The organism is Kineococcus vitellinus, from assembly GCF_009906315.1.
In the GTDB taxonomy this organism is placed as follows: domain Bacteria; phylum Actinomycetota; class Actinomycetes; order Actinomycetales; family Kineococcaceae; genus Kineococcus; species Kineococcus vitellinus.
Genome location: NZ_JAAALL010000060.1, coordinates 1 through 18,890 on the forward strand (window position 1 = coordinate 1; position 18,890 = coordinate 18,890).

Genomic DNA, 18,890 nt, shown 5'->3' on the forward strand with positions numbered 1-18,890 from the left:
GTCCAGGGCGGGGCCGGTGAACTCCACCCGGGGGACGTCGGGGACGACGGCAGGACCCGCGTCACGCCCTCTGGCGTCCGCGTCCTGCCGTCCACCGGCGTCGTCGCCCCCCGGGCTCACCCGCCTACCGTACGAGACCCCAGCGGAATCCCACAGCCACCGCCTGCGCGCGGTCGGCGGCCTCGAGCTTGCGGAACAGCCGGCGGGCGTGCGTCTTGACGGTGTCCTCGGACAGGAAGAGCTCCCGGCCGATCTCCGCGTTGCTGCGCCCGCGGCTCATGCCGACGAGCACCTGCTGCTCGCGCTCGGTGAGGACGGGCGCGCGGCCCGTCAGCACCGCGCGGGCGCGGTTGCCGCCGCGGCGGCGCGAGACGTCCTGCAGGGCCTGGAGCACGGCCGTGGCCAGCTCCTCGCGCGAGACGTCCTTGACGAGGTACCCGCGGGCGCCGGAGGCGACCGCACGGGCCACGCCGTCGCCGTCCTCGGCCATCGTCGCCATGAGCACGTTGGCCTCGGGGTGGCGCGCGAGCAGCCGCCGGGCCGCCTCGACGCCACCGATGCCGGGCATCCGCACGTCCATGATCACGAGCGAGGGACGCTCGACGGGCCAGCGCTGCAGCGCCTCCTCGCCGGAGGCGGCCCCCACGACCCGGGTCACGCCCGGGACGGCGGCGACCATGCGCCGCATGGCTTCACGAGCGAGTGGAAGGTCATCACAGACCAGAACCGTTGCCACCACGACCTCTTCCCTGTGTCGGTGGAGCGGGGCCGTCCGTGGCCTCGCCGCGGCGCACGTCGGGTGCGCCACACAGGGAGTTGTCGGCAGGTGGTCGCCCGGTCCTGAGCCTGCCGCGGCACGAACCTGCGGCGGGCGCGCCGGAGCCGCCCGCGCGCTCAGGCCCGGACGGCCTGCGCGCAGCGGGCGACCGCGCCGGCGAGGTCGCCGGCGTGCTCGCAGCCCGGCAGGCGCTCGAGCGCGTCGGCGGGCCAGCCCGCGCCGCAGAGCACCACCAGCGGGGCGGGCCGCACGCGCAGCAGGTCGGCGAGCTCGTCGAGCACGGCGCCGCCGGGGGCGGAGGCGGCGTGCACGAGCACGGCCGGGGGACGGGCCCGGCGCACCGCGGCGGTCAGCACGCGCACGGGCACGCCGTCGCCCAGGGCGCGGGCACCGGCGCCGGTCTCGGCGAGCGCGGCGGCCGCCGCGAGCAGCACCGGCCCGTGCGAGCGGGCGTCCACCCCCGCCAGGAGCACGGCGCGCTCGCCCCCGGCGACCGGCAGCGCGGCCAGGGCGCGGGCGACGGCCTCGTGCAGGGCGGCGTCGCGGGTGGCCAGCGCCGGCCCGAGCACCGCGTCCCAGGCGGGGGCGACCCCGCGGCTGCGCACCTCCTCGCCGAAGCGGTCCGCGAGGCTGCTGACGGCCCAGTCGGCGGCCTCGTCCGCGCCGCGCGCGCCCGGCGGCGACGGGCGGCTCTCGGCGTCCTCGGACTCGTCCTCCTCGCCCTCGTCCGCCTCCGCGCCCCCCTCGTCCGCCTCCGCGCCCTGCCCGGCGTCCTCCGCGGGCCCGGCCCCGGCCGCCAGGCTCGCCAGCGGTTCCAGCCCCAGGACCGGCGCGTCGCCGGACAGGGCCGCCAGGCCGCCGGAGCCGGGACCCGCGATGGCGGCCGCGTCGGTGACGGCGGCCTCGATGACCGCGGCCGGGATGGTGGACACGCTGGCCAGCGCGAACCCGCCGTCGGCGACGGCGGTGGTCGCGGCGATCCGGGCGGCCTCGGCCGGTGCGACGCCCTCGAGGGTCAGCCGGCGCATGACGACCAGGCGGGCGAGGTCGGAGGAGGAGTAGCGCCGGTGCGCGCCGGCGGTGTGCTCGGAGGGGCCCAGCCCGTAGCGGCGGTCCCAGGTGCGCAGGGTGGCCGGCGCCACGCCCAGCCGGCGGGCGACGGCGGCGACGGTCAGCGTCATGCGCGGGGCCGGCGGCACGGCAGCTCCCTGAGCCGAGGAGGACACCTGCCGATCCTCCCAAGCCGCGGGGCACCCCGCCACTCACCCCGGGCCCGGGGGTTGTTCACGGTTGTTCAGCGGGTCGCGCGCGGGGGCCGCGGGGTGTGAGGCCGCTCACCCCGTCGTCCACAGGGTTGTTCACGGGTTGTGCACCGTCGCGTCGCCCGGGAGCCCGCGTCCCCGCTGCTCAGGCCGTTCTCGGCCCCCCGGGCGGGGTGACCCGGGGGTGGCGCGGGGTCGACGCGGTGGCGACGCGGTCCGATCGCCGTGAACAACTTCGATCCAGGGGCTTGAACAACTTCTGGCGCGGTTGTAGCTTCATCCTCAGTCAGCAAGATCCCTCCCCACCCAGGAGCGCACCATGGCCGAGATCTCCCGCCTCCCCGGACCCGTCGCCGACATCTGGGAGTGGCAGCTGGACGGCTCCTGCCGCGAGGCCGACCCGAACCTCTTCTTCCACCCCGAGGGCGAGCGCGGCCCCGCCCGCCGCAACCGCGACGCCGCCGCCCAGGCCATCTGCGCCACCTGCCCCGTGCTGCAGCAGTGCCGCGAGCACGCCCTCAAGGTGCGCGAGCCCTACGGCGTGTGGGGCGGGCTCACCGAGGACGACCGCGAGGCCGTCTACGCCACCGAGCGCCGCCGCGCGCTGCGCATCGCCAGCTGACGCCCGTCGTCGAGCACCGTGCGCGGTGTGGTGCGGCGCGCGGGACGACGGAAGGCCCGGCCCCCTCGGGGGACCGGGCCTTCGTCGTGAGCGGAGGGGTCAGTGGCCGTGGCCGTGACCGTGGCCCGCGCCGCCGTTGACGGCGAGGTCCTCCTCCTTCTTGTCCACGACGAGGGTGTCGGTGGTCAGGACCATCGACGCGATCGACGCGGCGTTGCGCAGCGCGGAGCGGGTCACCTTGACGGGGTCGATGACCCCGGCGGCCAGCAGGTCGACGTACTCGCCGGTCGCGGCGTCCAGGCCGTTGCCGGGCTCGAGCGCGCGGACCTTCTCGACGACGACGAAGCCCTCGAGACCGGCGTTCTCCGAGATCCAGCGCAGCGGCTCGGTGGCCGCCTTGCGCACGAGGGCGACACCGGTCGCCTCGTCGCCGCTGAGGCCCAGGCCGTCCTCGAGCACGGAGACGGCGTGCACCAGGGCGGAGCCGCCGCCGGCGACGATGCCCTCCTCGATCGCGGCGCGCGTCGCGGAGACGGCGTCCTCGATGCGGTGCTTCTTCTCCTTGAGCTCCACCTCGGTGTGCGCGCCGACCTTGATGACGACGACGCCGCCGGAGAGCTTGGCGAGGCGCTCCTGCAGCTTCTCGCGGTCCCAGTCGGAGTCGGTGCGCTCGACCTCGGCCTTGATCTGGGCCACGCGGCCGGCGACGTCCTCGGAGGAGCCGGCGCCGTCGACGATCGTGGTGTCGTCCTTGGTGACCGTCACGCGGCGGGCGGTGCCCAGCGCGTCGAGGTCGACCTGGTCGAGCTTGAGGCCGACCTCCTCGGCGACGACCTGCGCGCCGGTGAGGGTGGCGATGTCCTGCAGGATCGCCTTGCGGCGGTCGCCGAAGCCGGGGGCCTTCACCGCGACGGCGTTGAAGGTGCCGCGGATCTTGTTGACCACGAGGGTGGACAGCGCCTCGCCGTCGACGTCCTCGGCGATGATCAGCAGCGGCTTGGAGGACTGCAGGACCTTCTCCAGCAGCGGCAGCAGCTCCTGCACCGTGGAGATCTTGCCCTGGTGGACCAGCACGTAGGCGTCCTCCAGGACGGCCTCCTGCCGGTCGGCGTCGGTGACGAAGTAGGGCGAGATGTAGCCCTTGTCGAACTGCATGCCCTCGGTGAAGTCCAGCTCCAGCGCGGTCGTGGAGGACTCCTCGACCGTGATGACGCCGTCCTTGCCGACCTTGTCGAAGGCGTCGGCGAGCAGCTGGCCGACGGCGGGGTCCTGCGCGGAGATCGTCGCGACGTGGGCGATGTCGCCCTTGCCGTCGACGTCGCGGGCCAGCGACAGGAGCTTGTCGCTGACGGCCTCGACGGCCGCGTCGATGCCGCGCTTGAGGCCGGACGGGGCCGCCCCGGCCGCGACGTTGCGCAGGCCCTCCTTGACCATGGCCTGGGCCAGGACGGTCGCGGTGGTGGTGCCGTCACCGGCGACGTCGTTGGTCTTGGTGGCGACCTCCTTGGCGAGCTGGGCGCCGAGGTTCTCGTACGGGTCCTCGAGCTCGACCTCGCGGGCGATGGTGACGCCGTCGTTCGTGATCGTCGGCGCACCCCACTTCTTGTCGATCACCACGTTGCGGCCCTTGGGGCCGAGGGTGACCTTGACGGCGTTGGCGAGCGCGTCGACACCGCGCTCCAGCGACTTGCGGGCGGTGTCGTTGAACGACAGCTGCTTGGCCATGTGGTGCGTTCTCCTTCTGAGCTCGGCAGCGGACGAGGAACGCCCCGGGCGCCCGGTGGTGGGCGCCCGGGGCGTCAGGACCTCGTGCCGCTTACTTGGCGACCTTGGCGAGGACGTCGCGCGCCGAGAGGATCAGCAGCTCGTCGCCGCCGTACTTCACCTCGGTGCCGCCGTACTTGGAGTAGATGACCTTGTCGCCGACGCTGACGTCGACGGGCACGCGGTTGCCGTTGTCGTCCACGCGACCCGGGCCCACGGCCAGGACCTCGCCCTCCTGGGGCTTCTCCTTGGCGGTGTCCGGGATGACGAGACCGGAAGCGGTCGTCTGCTCCGCGTCGAGCGGCTTGACGACGATGCGGTCCTCGAGCGGAGTGATGGAGACCGACACTGGTGCGGCCCTCCCCTTCTCTGTCGCGTACTCGTGCGGGAAGGTCGGCTGCGAGGTGGCGGACGACCGTCGTCGCGGGTGCCGGGCGGCCACTGCCTCGCGGTTGGCACTCCCATGGGGGGAGTGCCACCGACGCTGCTCCCGAACGCTAGCACTCACGTCGGCCGAGTGCCAGATCCGGGCCCGCCCTGGCAGCATCGCCCGGGTGAACGTCCCCGACGTCGACGCCCTGACCTCCCCCGCCGGGCGCGCGCTGCTCGACGAGCTCGCCGGCAGCGCCGCCGAGGACCCCGTCGCCCTCGCCCAGCGGCTGCGCCGCGCCGGCCACGACCCGCACCTGGCGGCGCTGGCCACCACGCAGGTGCGGCTGCGCGAGCGGGCCGCGCTCAAGCTCGGCCCCCGCGCGCACGGGCTGCTGCTGACGCCCGCCGGCACCGAGCAGGCCACCCGGGCCGTCGTCGCCGCCGAGCACGCGCGCCGCTTCGCGGCCGCCGGGGTGCGCCGCGTGGCCGACCTCGGCTGCGGGGTGGGCGCGGACTCGCTGGCCTTCCTGGACGCCGGCCTGGACGTGCTGGCCGTCGACGCCGACCCCGTGACCGCGGCCGTCGCCGCCCACAACCTCGGCCGCCCGGTGCGCTGCGCCGACGTCACCGCCGGCGTCACCGGGGAGCTGGCCGGGGGCGACGGCGCGTGGTTCGACCCCGCCCGGCGCACGGGCTCGGGGCGGCGGGTCTTCGACCCGGAGGCCACCTCCCCCCCGCTGTCGTTCGTGCTGGCCACCGCGGCCCGCGTGCCCGCCACGGGCGCCAAGCTGGCCCCCGGCGTGCCGCACGCCGCGCTGCCCGCGGGCGCGGAGGCGCAGTGGACGTCCGTGGACGGCGAGGTGGTGGAGTGCGCGCTGTGGCACGGGCCGCTGGCGCGCCCGGGTACCGCGCGCAGCGCGCGGGTGGTGCGCGGCGGGCGCGTCGACGAGCTCGACGACACCGACCTGCCGCAGGCGCCGGTGGGGCCCGTCGGGGAGTTCCTGCACGAACCCGACGGCGCGGTGATCCGCGCGGGCCTGGTCGGGCGCGTCGCCGCCGACCTCGGCGGCCGGCTGCTCGACGAGACGATCGCCTACGTCAGCACCGACGCGCCCGCGCCCTCGCCGTTCGCGCGCGGTTACCGGGTGCTGGAGGTCATGCCGTTCGGGCTGAAGCCGCTGCGGGCGCGCCTGCGCGCGCTCGACGTGGGGGCGCTGACGGTCAAGAAGCGCGGCACGGCCGTCGACCCCGACCAGCTGCGCCGGCAGCTGGCGCTGAAGGGCTCGCGGCCGGCGACGATCGTGCTGACCCGGCTGGCGGGCCGGCAGTCGGTGCTGGTCGTGGAGCCGCTGGGCGCGCAGCCCCTCAGCCCCTCTGGTCCGCCCGCAGGTCCGCCCGCATGATGAGCGCGTCCACGTCCTCGGGCTGGTAGTAGCGCGCGCGGCGGGCGATCTGCTCGAAGCCCTCGCCGCGGTACAGCGCCTGCGCGGGGGCGTTGTCGGCGCGGACCTCCAGCAGCAGCCGGGCGGCGCCGGCCTCGCGCGCCGCCGTGCGCAGCGCGCGCAGCAGCCGGCGCCCCAGGCCCCGGCCCTGCGCGGTGCGCGCGACGCCGATCGTCTGCACGTCGGCGTCGGCGCCCGCGACGAGGATCCCGCCGTAGCCGACGACGTCCTCGCCGCCGGGCTGCACGGCGACGAGGAACGTCCGGTTGGGCTGGGCCAGCTCGCCCCAGAAGGACTCCACCGACCAGGCGCTGCGCCCGAACAGGTCGGCCTCCAGGGCGTGCACGGCGGCGACGTCCCACCAGCGCATGCGGCGCAGCGCGGGGGCCGCGGCGGGTTCGCTCACCGGGCCAGCCTAGGAGCGCTCAGCGCTCCGTCGTGCGCTGCGGGTCCACGGGCAGCTGGACGCCGCCGGAGCGCTCGGCCAGCAGCGCGTCCGCGCTGATGCGGAACTTCGCGGTGCCCAGCATCAGGACGGCCGCCACGAACGGCAGGACGCCCAGGGCGGCGATGCCGGCCGTGTCCGAGCCGGTCGCGTCGGCGATCCGCTCGCGCAGGATCGGGGCGACGAACCCGCCGAGGTTGCCCAGGGAGTTCACCAGCCCGATGCCGGCGGCCGCGGCCGTGCCGGTGAGGAACGCCGTCGGGTAGGACCACGTGATCGGCCCGATGCCCAGGAACGAGGCCACCGCGAGGGTGATGAAGAGGATGCCGAGCAGGGCGTAGCCGTTGGTCCCGGCCCACGCGGAGCCGAAGATGAACAGGCCGGTGGTCACGAACAGCAGCGCGCCCCAGGTGCGGCGGCGGCGGACGGTCACCGCGTGCCGGCCGACGAAGTAGCAGGAGAAGATGCCGACGAACCACGGGATCGCGGTGATGAGGCCGACCTCCCAGCCGACCTCGCGGCCCACCAGGCCGGAGACCTGGCTGGGCAGGCCGAACGTCACGCCGTAGACGGCGATCTGCAGGCAGAAGTAGATGACGGTGAAGTACCAGACCTTGCCGTTGCGCATGGCCGCCCACACGCCCTTGGGGCCGTCGTCGTGCTTGACGGCGTTCTCGTCGACCATGACGTCGCGCAGCGCGGCCTTCTCCTGCGCGTCCAGGAACTTCGCGTCCTGCGGGGAGTTCACGAGGAAGAAGAACGCCGCGATGCCGGCGACCACCGCCAGCAGCCCCTCGACGGCGAACATCAGCTGCCAGCCGGCGATCCAGTCCGTGCGGTCGCCGATCGACAGCAGCGCCCCGGACAGCGGGGAGCCGATCATCTGCGAGAACGGCTGCGCCAGGTAGAAGATGGCGAACATCCGCACGCGCTCGCGGTTGGGGAACCACTCCGCGAGGAACATGATGATGCCCGGGAACAGCCCGGCCTCGGTGATGCCGAGCAGGCAGCGCAGCACGATGAACGAGGTCTCGCCCTGCACGAACGCGAAGCAGGTGGAGACGATCCCCCAGCTGATGGCGATGCGGGCCAGCCACGCCTTGGCCCCGAACCGCTGCAGCGCCAGGTTGCTGGGGATCTCGAAGATCGCGTAGGCCAGGAAGAACACCCCGGCGCCGAACGCGTAGGCCGCCGCGGAGATGCCGCGGTCCACCTCCAGCGCCTCGGTCGCGAAGCTGACGTTGGTGCGGTCCAGGAAGGCGACGACGTACAGCACGACGATCATCGGCATGAGCCGCCGGGACGCCTTGGAGATGGCCGAGCGCAGTTCGGGTGATTGCAGCCGGGCGTGCGTGGCGCCGGACGGGTCGGCCGTCGGACCGGTCATGGGAGCTCCTCTTCGAACGCGGGGAGCGCGCGGCCGCGGATCCGCCGGCGGTTCGACGCGGCGCGGAGGCGCTCGGATATTCGATAGAGAACTCCCCGTGACCGTGCTCTGTCAAACGGGTGATCGCGGGCCGCGGGCCCTCAGGCGGTGACGCGCTTGCGGGCACCGGGCACGGTCGCGTCCGGGCGGCGCAGGTACAGCGGCTCGGGCGGCAGCAGCTCCCAGGCGCCCCGCCCGGCGAGGGCGTCGAGCACCAGCAGCGCCAGCGCCCCCCCGTCGACGTCGAAGGGCCCGGTGGCCGGCCCCAGGGCGTCCGGGTGCAGCTGCGTGCCGCGCCCCACCACCGGCAGCCCGGCGCGCTCGACGGCGGCGGGGGCGACCACGTCCGGGCCCGCGGTGCGGCGCACCCCCCGCCCGTCCGCGACGTAGCGGGCGGTGTGCACCTCGCGGCGGCGGGCGTCGGTGGCCACCAGGAACTCCCCCGACAGCCCGCCGGCGACGGCCTGCGCGGCGAGCACGTCCAGCGAGCAGACCCCGTGCACCGCCGCCCCCCACGCCAGCGCCAGCGTGCGCGCCGTCGCCAGCCCGACCCGCAGGCCCGTGTAGGGGCCCGGCCCCACGCCGACGGCGACGTCGGTGACCTCGGTGCGCTCGCGGCCGGCGGCGGCGAGCACCTCGGCGACGGTGGGCACGAGGACCTCGGTGTGGGAGCGGGCGTCGCCCGCGCGGCGGGCGGCCAGGACCCGCTCCCCGTCGCAGACGGCGACCGCAACGCCGTCGGTGGCCGTGTCGATCGCGAGCAGCAGCACGCGGGGATCCTAGGCCGCCGCGGGGTCGGCGAGCGCGCTCACGCCGGGTCCGCGCCCGCTCGCGGGCCCAGGTCCCGGGCCAGGCCGGCCCAGCGCGCGCCGACCCCGCGCAGGCGCACCGTGCGCGGCTCCACGGGTTCCTCGTCGCTGGCCGCCGCGCTCGCCCCGTGCGGGCGCAGCAGGTCCACCTCCAGGCGCTCCCCCGCCAGCTCCTCCACCAGCCCGCGGCCCCACTCCACGACCGTGACGGCCTCCTCGGCGGAGGCGTCGAGGTCGAGGTCGTCGACCTCGGCGAGCGAGCCGAGGCGGTAGGCGTCCACGTGCACCAGCGGCGGCCCGCCCCGCAGCGAGGGGTGCACGCGGGCGATGACGAAGGTCGGCGAGGTCACCGGCCCCCGCACGCCCAGCCCCTCGGCCAGCCCGCGGGTGAGCGTCGTCTTGCCGGCGCCCAGGTCGCCGGCGAGCACCAGCAGGTCCCCCGCGCGCAGCAGCGCGCCCAGGCGCGCGCCGAACGCCGCGGTGTCCCGCGGCCCGGCCAGCACCAGCTCCAGCGCGCTCACCGGCGCCGCCGCCGGGTGCGCCGGGGCAGCGGCACGACGACCTCGTGCAGCGCGGCGGCGCGGCGGGCCTCGCAGCGGGTCAGCAGCCGCTCCAGGCGGGCCGTGACGACCGCCGGGTGCTCCAGCATCAGCAGGTGCCCGGCGCCGCGCACCAGCACGTGCTCGGCGCCGGGGAGGGCGTCGGCGATCTCGCGCGAGTGCGCGGCGGGGGTCATGAGGTCGCGCTCGGCGGCCAGCACGAGCGCGGGACGGCCCGCCAGCGCCCGCAGCGCCTCGCGCTCGTCGAGCGCGCTGAAGGCCGGCAGCAGCTCGGCGACGACCTCGGTGGGGGTCTGCGCCATCATCCGGCCGGCCAGCCGGATGAGCTCCGGGGAGACCGGGCCGGCGAAGTTCCAGTGCCGCACCAGCAGCTGCTCCAGGTCCGCGCCCAGGCGGCGGCTGCGCTCCAGCACGTCCGCGCGCGGCGCCGCCCGCTCCAGGGCCAGCTCCGCCCAGCGCACCAGGTGGTGCCCCAGCAGCGGCAGCCCGTGGTCGGCGGCCGCGAGCCCGCCCGCGCTCGTGGCCACGAGGGCCACCGCCTCCACGCGCGCCAGCAGGTCCGGGCGGCGCACCGCCAGCTCCATGACCGTCATGCCGCCCAGGGAGTGGCCCACGAGGACCAGCGGGCCGTCGGGCGCGACCCGGTCGAGCACCTGCCCGAGGTCGTCGGCGAGCCGGGCGATCGTCAGGCTCCCGGCGGGACCGCGCTCGGAGCGGCCGTGCCCGCGCTGCTCGGGCAGCACCAGGCGGTGGCGCCCGCGCAGCGCCAGCCGCTGGAAGTGCCAGGCGTCGGCGCTGAGGGCGTAGCCGTGGCAGAGCACCACCGCGGGCGCGTCGGCGCGGTCGGCGGGGTCCACCTCCACGTGCAGGCGCACGCCGTCGTCGGTGAGCACCTCCACCGGCTCGCCGCTCAGCGGGTGCAGCTCCTCGCGGCGGGCGGCGGGGCGGTGGCCGCGCGCGGCGCGCAGCGCCGGCCTCACGCCCCCGCCCCCGCGGTGCTCGGGACCGGCCGGTCCGCCGGCCGGTCCGCCGGCCGGCCCGCCGGCCGGTCCGCCAGGGCGCCCACGTAGCGGCGGGGCACCCGCGCGCCGATGCGGGTGACGACCTCCCAGGAGATCGTCCCGGCGGCCCGCGCCCAGTCGTCGGCCGTGGCCTCCCCCGACGTGCCGGGCCCGAAGACGAGCGCCGGGTCGCCGGGGGCCGCGTCGTCGTCGCCGAGGTCGACGACGACCTGGTCCATGCACACGCGCCCGGCGATGCGCCGGCGGGCGCCGGCGACGAGCACCTCCCCCGAGCGGGTGCCGTCCCAGGAGGCGTGCCGCGGCAGCCCGTCGCCGTAGCCGACGGGCACGAGGCCGAGGGTGGTCTCGCGCGGCACCTGGTAGGTGAGCCCGTAGGACACCCCCGCACCCTGCGGCACCCGGCGCACGTGGGCCAGCCGGGCCGCCAGCGCCATCGCCGGCACCAGGCCCAGCTCGGCGCCGGAGGCGCGCTCCGGGGAGGGGCTCAGCCCGTAGAGCGCCAGCCCGGCGCGCACGAGGTCGTAGCGCGCCTGCGGCACGAAGAGGGCGGCGGCGGAGTTGGCGTGGTGGCGCAGGCCCGGGTCGACGCCGTGGCGGCGGGCCAGCTCCAGGGCCTCCTCGAAGGCCGCCAGCTGGGCGGGCACCGAGGGGTCGCCCGGCACGTCCGCGCTGGCGAAGTGCGCCCACGTGCCGCGCACCCGCACGAGGCCGTCGGCGACGTGCTCCGCCACCGCGTCCAGCAGCGCCGGCCACTCCGCGGGCGAGGCGCCGCCGCGGGACATGCCGGTGTCGACCTCCAGGTGCACCTGCGCGGTGGTGCCGGTGGCGCGGGCCGCGGCGACGACCTCCTCCAGCGCCCACAGCGCGGCCACCGACAGGTCCACCCGCCGGGCGAGGGCCGGCGCCAGGTCGGTGCCGGGGGTCAGGAGCCAGGCCAGCAGGTCCGCCTCGACGCCCGCGGCGCGCAGCGCGAGGGCCTCGTGGACGTGCGCGACGCCCAGCCACGTGGCCCCGGCGGCGAGCGCGGCGCGCGCCACCGGCACCAGGCCGTGCCCGTAGGCGTCGGCCTTGACCACGGCCATCACCTGCGCGGGCGCGACCGCGGCGCGGACCACGCCCACGTTGTGCGCCACGGCGTCCAGGTCGACCACCGCCTCGGCCGGGACGCCGGGCAGCGGTGCTCGCTCGGGTGCTCGCCCGGGAGCCCCCACCGGTTGCTCTGCCACGTCCCGACGGTACCCGCCCGCACCTCAGCGGCCCGGGACCTCCCCGCCGGGCCAGCCCGGCAGCGAGGTGAGGGCCGCGGGCACGGCGTCGGCGACGTCCAGGGCCGCGAGCGGCCCGCCCGCGGAGGCCAGCGCCGCGGCCCAGCCGTGCAGCGCGGCGGCGTCGGCGGCGACCTCGGCGGGCGGGTCGTGCGGGCGCCCGGCCAGCGCCGCCCCGAGGATGCCGGCCAGCACGTCCCCGGCCCCCGCGGTGGACAGCCACGGCGGCGCGGTCGCGGCGGTGAGCACCCGCCCCGCGCCGACGACGGTGGTCACCGCGCCCTTGAGCAGCACCGTCGCCCCGGTCGCCTCGTGCACCCGGCGCGCGTGCGCCAGCGGGTCGGCCTCCACCTCGGCGCGGGAGGCCTCCTCGCCCAGCGCGGCCAGCAGCCGGGCCAGCTCCCCGGCGTGCGGGGTCAGCACGTGCTGCGGGCCGAGGGTGGCCGGCAGGCCGCCGAGGGCGCCGGCGTCCACGACCGCGGGCTCGCCAGAGGCGAGCGCGTCGCGGATGCGCGCCTGCTGCTCGCCGTCGTCGGGGCTGACCCCCGGGCCCAGCACCCAGGCCTGCACCCGGCCGGTGCCGACGACGGCCTCGGGGCGGCGCAGGCGGACGACCTCGGCCGGGTGCTCCGGCCCGGCGTAGCGCACCATCCCGGCACCGGCGCGCACGGCCGCCTCGACGGCCAGCACGGCGGCGCCGGTGTAGTCGGGGCCACCGGCGACGACCCCGACGACGCCGCGGGAGTACTTGTCGTCGCCCGCCCCGGCGCGCCGCCAGCGGCGGGCCACGTCGGCGAGCTCGACGCGCTCCACCGCCGGGGCGCCCAGCAGGCCGGCGACGCCGATGTCGGCCACGACCAGGCGCCCGCACAGCCCGGCCGCCGGCCCCAGCAGGTGCGCGGGCTTGGCGGTGCCGAAGGTGACGGTGAGGTCGGCGGGCAGGACGGTGCCGCCCACGGCGCCGGAGTCGGCGTCCAGGCCGCTGGGCAGGTCGACGGCGACGACCAGCGGAGCCCGCTCCCCGGCGGCGGCCAGCGCGGCGGGCAGCGCGAGCAGCGGGGCGCGCAGACCACCGCGACCGCCGATGCCGGCGACGCCGTCCACCAGCAGGTCGGCCGCGGCGCAGGTGCTCTCGTCGCCCGGGGCCCACTCGCGCACCCGCGCGCCGGCGGCGCGGGCGGCGCGCTCGCCCGCGGCGTGGGCGGTGGCGGCGGTGCGCAGCGCGAGGACGGCGACGCCGCGGCGGGCCAGCCGGGCGGCGGCCAGCAGGGCGTCCCCGCCATTGTCGCCGGAACCGGCGAGGACGACGACGCGGCGCCCCACCAGGCCGCCGGCGCGGCGGCGCAGCGCGCGGGCGCACTCGACGTCCAGGGCCGCGGCGGCCCGCTGCATGAGCGCGTCCGGGGCCAGCAGCGCCAGGGCGGCCCGCTCGGCGGCGCGGACGGAGTCGGCGGGGTGCGCGGCGATCACGGCAGCGAGCCTGGCACCGCGGGGCGCCCGGCGCCCTTCGGCGAGGGCCCGCTCAGCGCCCCTCGGCGACGACCACGGCGCTGGCGATGCCCGCGTCGTGGGACAGGGAGAGGTGGAAGCGCTCCACGCCCATCTCGTCGGCGATCTTCTTGGCGCTGCCCCGGACGACGACCTCGGGGCGGTGGCCCTGCTCGCGCTCGACGACGACGTCGCGCCAGACCAGGCCCACCGGCGCGCCCAGCGACTTGGCGAGCGCCTCCTTGGCGGCGAAGCGCGCGGCCAGCGACTCCGGCGGCAGCCCCCGCTCGCCGTCCCCGAACAGCCGGTCCAGCAGCCGCGGCGTGCGCTGGACCTGCCGCACGAACCGCGCGATGTCGACGACGTCGATGCCCACTCCGACGATCATTGCCTCAGCCTCCTCCGCCGGCGTCACGGTCCCACGCTCGCCCGCGACCGCCCGCGGCGGGGTGCTCCCCGCGGGGGAGCCCCGTCGCGGCGGGCGGGGCTCACTCGACGGTGACCGACTTGGCGAGGTTGCGCGGCTGGTCGACGTCCAGGCCCTTGGCGGTGGCCAGCTCGCAGGCGAACACCTGCAGCGGGACCACGGCCAGCAGGGGCGAGAGCAGCGTGGAGGTGCGCGGGATGCGGATGACCACGTCGGCGTACGGCTCGACGTCGGTGTCGCCGTGCTCGGCGATGACCAGGGTCCGCGCCCCGCGCGCGCGCACCTCCTGGATGTTGGAGACGACCTTGGAGTGCAGCGAGTCGCGCCCGCGCGGGCTGGGCACCACGACGAACACCGGCTGGCCGGGTTCGACGAGCGCGATCGGGCCGTGCTTGAGCTCGCCCGCGGCGAAGCCCTCGGCGTGGATGTAGGCGAGCTCCTTGAGCTTCAGCGCCCCCTCCATGGCCACGGGGTAGCCGACGTGGCGGCCCAGGAAGAGCACCGAGCGGGTGTCGGCCATGTACCGGGCGATCTCGCGGACCTGCTCGAGGCCGTCGAGGACCTGGCGCACCTGGCCGGGGATCTCGTGCAGCTGGGCGAGCACGTCGGCGACCTCGTCGGCGAACTTGTTGCCGCGCAGCTGCGCCAGGTACAGCCCCAGCAGGTAGCAGGCGGTGATCTGGGCCAGGAACGCCTTGGTGGAGGCGACGGCGATCTCCGGGCCGGCGTGGGTGTAGAGCACCGCGTCGGACTCGCGGGGGATGGTGGAGCCGTTGGTGTTGCAGATGGCCAGCACCTTCGCGCCCTGCTCGCGGGCGTGGCGGACGGCCATGATGGTGTCCATCGTCTCGCCGGACTGCGAGATCGCCACGACGAGGGTGCGCTCGGAGACGACGGGGTCGCGGTAGCGGAACTCGTGGGCCAGCTCCACCTCGACGGGGATGCGGCACCAGTGCTCGATGGCGTACTTGGCGACCTGCCCGGCGTAGGCGGCCGTCCCGCAGGCGATGACGACGATCTTGTCGACGCTGCGCAGCTCCGCCTCGGAGATCTTCATCTCGTCCAGCTGCAGCCGGCCCTCGGCGTCGGTGCGCCCGAGCAGGGTGTCGGCGATCGCCTGCGGCTGGTCGTGGATCTCCTTGGCCATGAACGAGGGGAACCCGCCCTTCTCGGCGGCCGCGGCGTCCCAGTCGACGTGGAAGCGGCGCCCCTCGCGGGGGGTGCCGTCGAACCCGGTGACGACGACGTCGTCGGCGGTGATGGTGACGATCTGGTCCTGGCCCAGCTCCAGGGCCTCGCGGGTGTGCGCGATGAACGCCGCCACGTCCGAGCCGAGGTAGTTGGCGCCCTCGCCCAGCCCCACGACGAGCGGGGAGTTGCGGCGCGCGCCGACGATCGTGCCGGGCTCGTCGGCGTGCACGGCCAGCAGCGTGAACGCGCCCTCGAGCCGGGCGCAGACCGCGCGCATCGCGGCCGCGAGGCCGGCGGCCGGGTCGGCGGCGTGCGCGCGGCCGAGCAGGTGGGCGACGACCTCGGTGTCGGTCTCGCTGGTGAACGGCGTCCCGGCCTCCAGCAGCTCGGCGCGCAGGAGCGCGAAGTTCTCGACGATGCCGTTGTGGATGACCGCGAGGCGGCCGGAGGCGTCCAGGTGCGGGTGGGCGTTGGCGTCGGTCGGCCCGCCGTGGGTGGCCCAGCGGGTGTGGCCGATGGCCGTGGCCGCCGCGGGCAGCGGGTCGGCGCCGAGGACCTCGACGAGGTTGGCGAGCTTGCCGGCCTTCTTGCGGGTCTGCACCCCGCCGCCCGCCACGACGGCGATGCCCGCCGAGTCGTAGCCGCGGTACTCCAGCCGGCGCAGGCCCTCGAGGACGACCTCGGTGCCGTCCACCCCCGCGCCGCCCGCAGCCGGCGTCCCCACGTACCCGACGATTCCGCACATGCTCCCGAGGGTACGGTCCCGCGCGCGGGCGGCGGCCCACCTGTGGACGCGGGGGTGTCGAGGTCACCCGGTAGCCTCGCGCCGGTGAACACGGGCACACCCGCGTCCGCGGCGGCAGGCCCGGCGAGCCGGGGGGCGGCCTCCGGCCCGGTCCCCACGGCCAACCCCTACGTCGCGCTCGACCGCGAGCACTGGAGCGCGCTGCGCGCCGCCACCCCGCTGACGCTCACCGGCGAGGACGTCGCCCGGCTGCGGGGCCTGGGCGACCGCGTCGACCTGCGCGAGGTCGAGGAGGTCTACCTGCCGCTGTCGCGGCTGCTGACCCTCTACGACCGCTCGGTGGGCTCGCTGCACGCGGCGACCTCGACGTTCCTCGGCGAGGAGGTCGAGCGCACCCCGTTCGTCATCGGCATCGCGGGCTCGGTGGCCGTCGGCAAGTCGACGACCGCCCGCGTGCTGCGCGAACTGCTCTCGCACTGGCCGGAGACCCCGCGGGTGGAGCTGGTCACCACCGACGGGTTCCTGCTGCCCAACGCCGAGCTGGAGCGGCGCGGCATCCTGCACCGCAAGGGCTTCCCGGAGTCCTACGACCGGCGGGCGCTGCTGCGCTTCCTCTCCGCCGTGAAGTCCGGGGCGCCCGAGGTGCGCGCGCCGGTGTACTCGCACCTGGTCTACGACATCGTGGCCGGCGAGCAGACCGTGGTGCGCCGCCCTGACGTGCTCATCGTCGAGGGGCTCAACGTGCTGCAGCCGGCGCGGGTGCGCGCCGACGGCACCCAGGGCGTGGCCGTCAGCGACTACTTCGACTTCTCCCTCTACGTCGACGCGCGCACCGAGGACGTCCGCTCCTGGTACGTCTCGCGCTTCCTGGAGCTGCGCCGCACGGCCTTCTCCAAGCCCGAGTCGTACTTCCACCGCTACGCCACGCTCACCGACACCCAGGCCGTCGCCCGCGCCGAGCGGATCTGGGAGGACATCAACGAGCCGAACCTGCTGGAGAACGTGCGGCCGACGCGCGGTCGCGCCACCTGCGTGCTGCAGAAGGGCCCCGACCACTCCGTGCGCCAGGTGCGCCTGCGGAAGGTGTGAGCCCCACCACCAGCCCCGCCACGACGACCGCGAGGGCGGCCCAGGCCGCCGCCCCGGGCGCCGGGGCCCCCAGCAGCACCCCGCCGGCCGCGGCCGCGAGCGGGGCGACGCCCGTCAGCAGCCCCGCGCGGCCCGCGCCGAGGCGGCGCACGCAGGAGTACCAGAGCACGAACGCCACCGCGGTCACGGCCACGGCGAGGTAGGCGACCGCGAGCAGGTCGGCGGGCGTCAGGCGCACCGCGGCGGGTCCCGGCCCCAGCAGCGCGGCCGCGCCGAAGCCCGCCGCCGCCATCCACGTGGTGTGCACCGAGACCCCGAACGCCCCGTGGCGCACCAGGACCGGCACCGCGAGCAGGGTGAAGCCCACCTCCCCGGCCAGCACGAGCAGCGCCCACCCCAGCCCCTCGGCGTCGCTGCGGCCCGCGCCGTGCAGCAGCACCGCGCCCCCGCCGACCAGCAGCGCGGCCGCGAGGGCGCGGGGCGCGGGACGGCGGCGGGCGGCGAGCACCAGGACCAGCGGCACGCTCGCCACGGCCACCCCGAACACGGCCGGCTCGGCGTGCTCGGCGCCGCGCACCAGCGCCGCGTTGAAGAGCAGCAGCCCGCTGGCGGCCACCCCCGCCAGCCACGCCCACTCCGCACCGCGCGGGCGGCGCACCGGCTGCCGGGCCGCCCGCGCGGCCAGCAGCAGCAGCGCGCACGCCAGGGCGTAGCGCAGCGCCTGCGGCGCGGCCAGCGGCGCGTGCGCCAGCCGGCCGGACACCGCCGTGCTGCCGCCGACGGCCGTCATCGCCAGCACCCCCGCGGGCACCGCCCACCGGGTCGCGCGCGGGATCGCGGTCGGGGTCGCGGTCGGGGTCGCCCCCTGGTCCGTCGTGTCCACGGCTGCCATGCTGCGCGGCGGGTGGTCCACCGGACAGGACCGATCCGCGACGACCGTGCAGGACCAATCGTGCGAGGCCGACCGAGCAGGCCCGACGGCGTGCGAGTCCGCGGGGAGGAGGGGCGGGTGGACGGCTCCCCGCGCGGCACCGACTTCCTGCAGCTCGACGCGAGCGGGGTGCCGCGGCGCACGCTGGGCGGCTGGCTCACGGGCCGGCTGCGCGCGGCCGTGCTCGACGGCACGCTGGCGCCCGGCGACGCGCTGCCGGCGGCCCGCACCCTCGCCGGCGACCTCGGCGTCTCCCGCGGTGTCGTGGTGGGGGCCTACCAGCGCCTCGCGGAGGAGGGGCTGCTGCTGGCCCGCGTGGGCTCGGGGACCCGGGTCGCCGCCGCGCACCGCCCACCGCCCGGCGCGCCGGGACCCGCGGCGGGACCCGCGCCGGCCGGTGCGCCCTTCCCGGTGGGCTCGCGGCCCCGGCGCGCCGTCGAGCTGGACCTGTGGCCGGGGCTGCCGGACCTGTCCGCCTTCCCCCGCGCCGCGTGGCTGCGCGCCGAGCGCCGCGCGCTGGCCACCGCGGCCGCCGCCGACCTCGGCTACGGCGACCCGCGCGGGCACCCCCGCCTGCGCGCCGAGCTCGCGGGCTGGCTGGCGCGCACCCGGGGCGTGCGGGTGCACCCCGACGCGCTGCTCGTCACCTCCGGCGTGGCGCAGGCCCTCGCCCTGCTGGCCCAGGTGCTGCGGGCCCGCGGGCACGGGGCGGTCGCCGTCGAGGACCCCGGCTCGGCCGGGGCGCGGGCCCAGCTCGCGCACTGGGGGCTGGCGCCCGTCGGCCTCGGCGTCGACGCCGACGGGGTGGACGTCGCGCAGCTGCGCGCGGCGGCGGCCGACGTGGCCGTCGTGACACCGGCGCACCAGTTCCCGACCGGGGTGGTGCTCTCCCCCGCCCGCCGCCGCGAGCTGCTGGCGTGGGCCGCCGACGGGCGCGACCGGCTGGTCGTCGAGGACGACTACGACGCCGAGCACCGCTACGACCGCGCACCCGTGCCCGCGCTGCAGGCCTCGGCCCCCGAGCGCGTCGCCCACACCGGCAGCACCTCCAAGACGCTGGCGCCGGGGCTGCGGCTGGGCTGGCTGGCCGCTCCCGCGCACCTGCGCGCCGACCTGCTCGCGGCCCGGCACGCCGGTGACATCGCCGCGCCGGTCCTGCCGCAGCTGGCCCTGGCCGACCTGCTGGCCACCGGGCAGCTGCAGGCGCACCTGCGGCGGGTGCGCCTGCGCCAGCGGGCCCGCCGGGTGACGA

17 protein-coding genes and 1 pseudogene are annotated in these 18,890 nt (G+C 77.1%); 4 read left to right on the plus strand and 14 right to left on the minus strand.

The features are described from left to right. Nucleotides 1-124 precede the first annotated feature (124 nt). Both GTQ99_RS07755 and GTQ99_RS27490 read right to left on the minus strand, forming a co-directional pair. On the minus strand, nucleotides 125-736 hold the full coding sequence (locus GTQ99_RS07755) for a response regulator (RefSeq protein WP_166615184.1): 612 nt from the start codon (nucleotides 734-736) through the stop codon (nucleotides 125-127). A gap of 1,015 nt (nucleotides 737-1,751) precedes the next feature. Continuing rightward, nucleotides 1,752-1,959 (minus strand): annotated as a pseudogene (locus GTQ99_RS27490) (MerR family transcriptional regulator); the annotation flags it as partial. 400 nt (nucleotides 1,960-2,359) lie between these two features. Here GTQ99_RS27490 and GTQ99_RS07765 point away from each other — a divergent pair. Beyond that, the gene (locus tag GTQ99_RS07765) at nucleotides 2,360-2,662 is read left to right on the plus strand and encodes a WhiB family transcriptional regulator (protein WP_166615171.1); all 303 of its coding nucleotides are present in this window, start codon (nucleotides 2,360-2,362) and stop codon (nucleotides 2,660-2,662) included. Nucleotides 2,663-2,761: 99 nt separating this feature from the next. On the opposite strand, the gene groL is transcribed toward GTQ99_RS07765, so the two are convergent. Both groL and groES read right to left on the minus strand, forming a co-directional pair. Further along, nucleotides 2,762-4,387 carry a chaperonin GroEL gene (gene groL, locus GTQ99_RS07770; RefSeq protein WP_166615172.1) on the minus strand — a complete coding sequence of 542 codons (1,626 nt, stop codon included), beginning with the start codon at nucleotides 4,385-4,387 and terminating at the stop codon, nucleotides 2,762-2,764. A 91-nt stretch (nucleotides 4,388-4,478) separates the two neighbouring features. Next, the gene (gene groES, locus GTQ99_RS07775; RefSeq protein WP_166615173.1) at nucleotides 4,479-4,775 is read right to left on the minus strand and encodes a co-chaperone GroES; all 297 of its coding nucleotides are present in this window, start codon (nucleotides 4,773-4,775) and stop codon (nucleotides 4,479-4,481) included. Between the two features lie 205 nt (nucleotides 4,776-4,980). Here groES and GTQ99_RS07780 point away from each other — a divergent pair, with 205 nt between their 5' ends. Further along, nucleotides 4,981-6,201, plus strand: a complete 1,221-nt coding sequence (locus tag GTQ99_RS07780) for a THUMP-like domain-containing protein (protein WP_166615174.1) — start codon at nucleotides 4,981-4,983, stop codon at nucleotides 6,199-6,201. Here GTQ99_RS07780 and rimI read toward each other — a convergent pair. The 9 genes from rimI to glmS all read right to left on the minus strand — a co-directional run bounded on the left by rimI (nucleotide 6,164) and on the right by glmS (nucleotide 15,618). Next, nucleotides 6,164-6,646, minus strand: coding sequence for a ribosomal protein S18-alanine N-acetyltransferase (rimI, locus tag GTQ99_RS07785; protein WP_205707005.1), 483 nt, complete (start codon nucleotides 6,644-6,646; stop codon nucleotides 6,164-6,166). The two genes, GTQ99_RS07780 and rimI, sit on opposite strands and share 38 nt — an antisense overlap. Nucleotides 6,647-6,665: 19 nt before the next feature. After that, complete coding sequence (locus GTQ99_RS07790; protein WP_166615175.1) at nucleotides 6,666-8,072, minus strand: MFS transporter; 1,407 nt, start codon at nucleotides 8,070-8,072, stop codon at nucleotides 6,666-6,668. A gap of 140 nt (nucleotides 8,073-8,212) precedes the next feature. Beyond that, nucleotides 8,213-8,881 (minus strand): tRNA (adenosine(37)-N6)-threonylcarbamoyltransferase complex dimerization subunit type 1 TsaB, encoded by a 669-nt coding sequence (gene tsaB / locus GTQ99_RS07795; RefSeq protein WP_166615176.1) that lies wholly within the window; start codon nucleotides 8,879-8,881, stop codon nucleotides 8,213-8,215. A gap of 38 nt (nucleotides 8,882-8,919) precedes the next feature. Continuing rightward, nucleotides 8,920-9,441: a tRNA (adenosine(37)-N6)-threonylcarbamoyltransferase complex ATPase subunit type 1 TsaE gene (tsaE, locus tag GTQ99_RS07800; protein WP_166615177.1), complete on the minus strand. Its 522-nt coding sequence runs from the start codon at nucleotides 9,439-9,441 to the stop codon at nucleotides 8,920-8,922. After that, complete coding sequence (locus tag GTQ99_RS07805; protein ID WP_166615178.1) at nucleotides 9,438-10,460, minus strand: alpha/beta fold hydrolase; 1,023 nt, start codon at nucleotides 10,458-10,460, stop codon at nucleotides 9,438-9,440. The genes tsaE and GTQ99_RS07805 overlap by 4 nt, the downstream gene beginning before the upstream one ends. After that, on the minus strand, nucleotides 10,457-11,728 hold the full coding sequence (gene alr / locus GTQ99_RS07810; protein WP_338074795.1) for an alanine racemase: 1,272 nt from the start codon (nucleotides 11,726-11,728) through the stop codon (nucleotides 10,457-10,459). Before alr ends, GTQ99_RS07805 begins: the two co-directional genes overlap by 4 nt. Before the next feature lie 24 nt (nucleotides 11,729-11,752). Then, nucleotides 11,753-13,237: an NAD(P)H-hydrate epimerase gene (locus GTQ99_RS07815; protein ID WP_166615179.1), complete on the minus strand. Its 1,485-nt coding sequence runs from the start codon at nucleotides 13,235-13,237 to the stop codon at nucleotides 11,753-11,755. Between the two features lie 52 nt (nucleotides 13,238-13,289). After that, nucleotides 13,290-13,643 (minus strand): holo-ACP synthase, encoded by a 354-nt coding sequence (locus GTQ99_RS07820; protein WP_166615180.1) that lies wholly within the window; start codon nucleotides 13,641-13,643, stop codon nucleotides 13,290-13,292. Nucleotides 13,644-13,743: 100 nt separating this feature from the next. After that, nucleotides 13,744-15,618 carry a glutamine--fructose-6-phosphate transaminase (isomerizing) gene (gene glmS / locus GTQ99_RS07825; protein ID WP_166615181.1) on the minus strand — a complete coding sequence of 625 codons (1,875 nt, stop codon included), beginning with the start codon at nucleotides 15,616-15,618 and terminating at the stop codon, nucleotides 13,744-13,746. 84 nt (nucleotides 15,619-15,702) lie between these two features. Here glmS and coaA point away from each other — a divergent pair, with 84 nt between their 5' ends. Then, entirely contained in the window at nucleotides 15,703-16,707 is a 1,005-nt protein-coding gene (gene coaA / locus GTQ99_RS07830) for a type I pantothenate kinase (protein ID WP_338074796.1), read from the plus strand. Here the strand turns inward: coaA and GTQ99_RS07835 are convergent. Beyond that, the gene (locus GTQ99_RS07835; RefSeq protein WP_205707006.1) at nucleotides 16,595-17,590 is read right to left on the minus strand and encodes an EamA family transporter; all 996 of its coding nucleotides are present in this window, start codon (nucleotides 17,588-17,590) and stop codon (nucleotides 16,595-16,597) included. The two genes, coaA and GTQ99_RS07835, sit on opposite strands and share 113 nt — an antisense overlap. A 126-nt stretch (nucleotides 17,591-17,716) precedes the next feature. On the opposite strand from GTQ99_RS07835, the gene pdxR reads away from it, so the two are divergent. Continuing rightward, nucleotides 17,717-18,890 (plus strand): MocR-like pyridoxine biosynthesis transcription factor PdxR (gene pdxR, locus GTQ99_RS07840; RefSeq protein WP_166615183.1); only part of this gene is annotated, 1,174 nt, incomplete at its 3' end.

Bases quoted from the DNA above. Each gene is read 5' to 3' on its own strand.
- GTQ99_RS07765 (WP_166615171.1), top strand. From the start codon at position 2,360: ATGGCCGAGATCTCCCGCCTCCCCGGACCCGTCGCCGACATCTGGGAG.
- GTQ99_RS07820 (WP_166615180.1), bottom strand. From the start codon at position 13,643: ATGATCGTCGGAGTGGGCATCGACGTCGTCGACATCGCGCGGTTCGTG.
- glmS (WP_166615181.1), bottom strand. From the start codon at position 15,618: ATGTGCGGAATCGTCGGGTACGTGGGGACGCCGGCTGCGGGCGGCGCG.
- GTQ99_RS07790 (WP_166615175.1), bottom strand. From the start codon at position 8,072: ATGACCGGTCCGACGGCCGACCCGTCCGGCGCCACGCACGCCCGGCTG.
- groL (WP_166615172.1), bottom strand. From the start codon at position 4,387: ATGGCCAAGCAGCTGTCGTTCAACGACACCGCCCGCAAGTCGCTGGAG.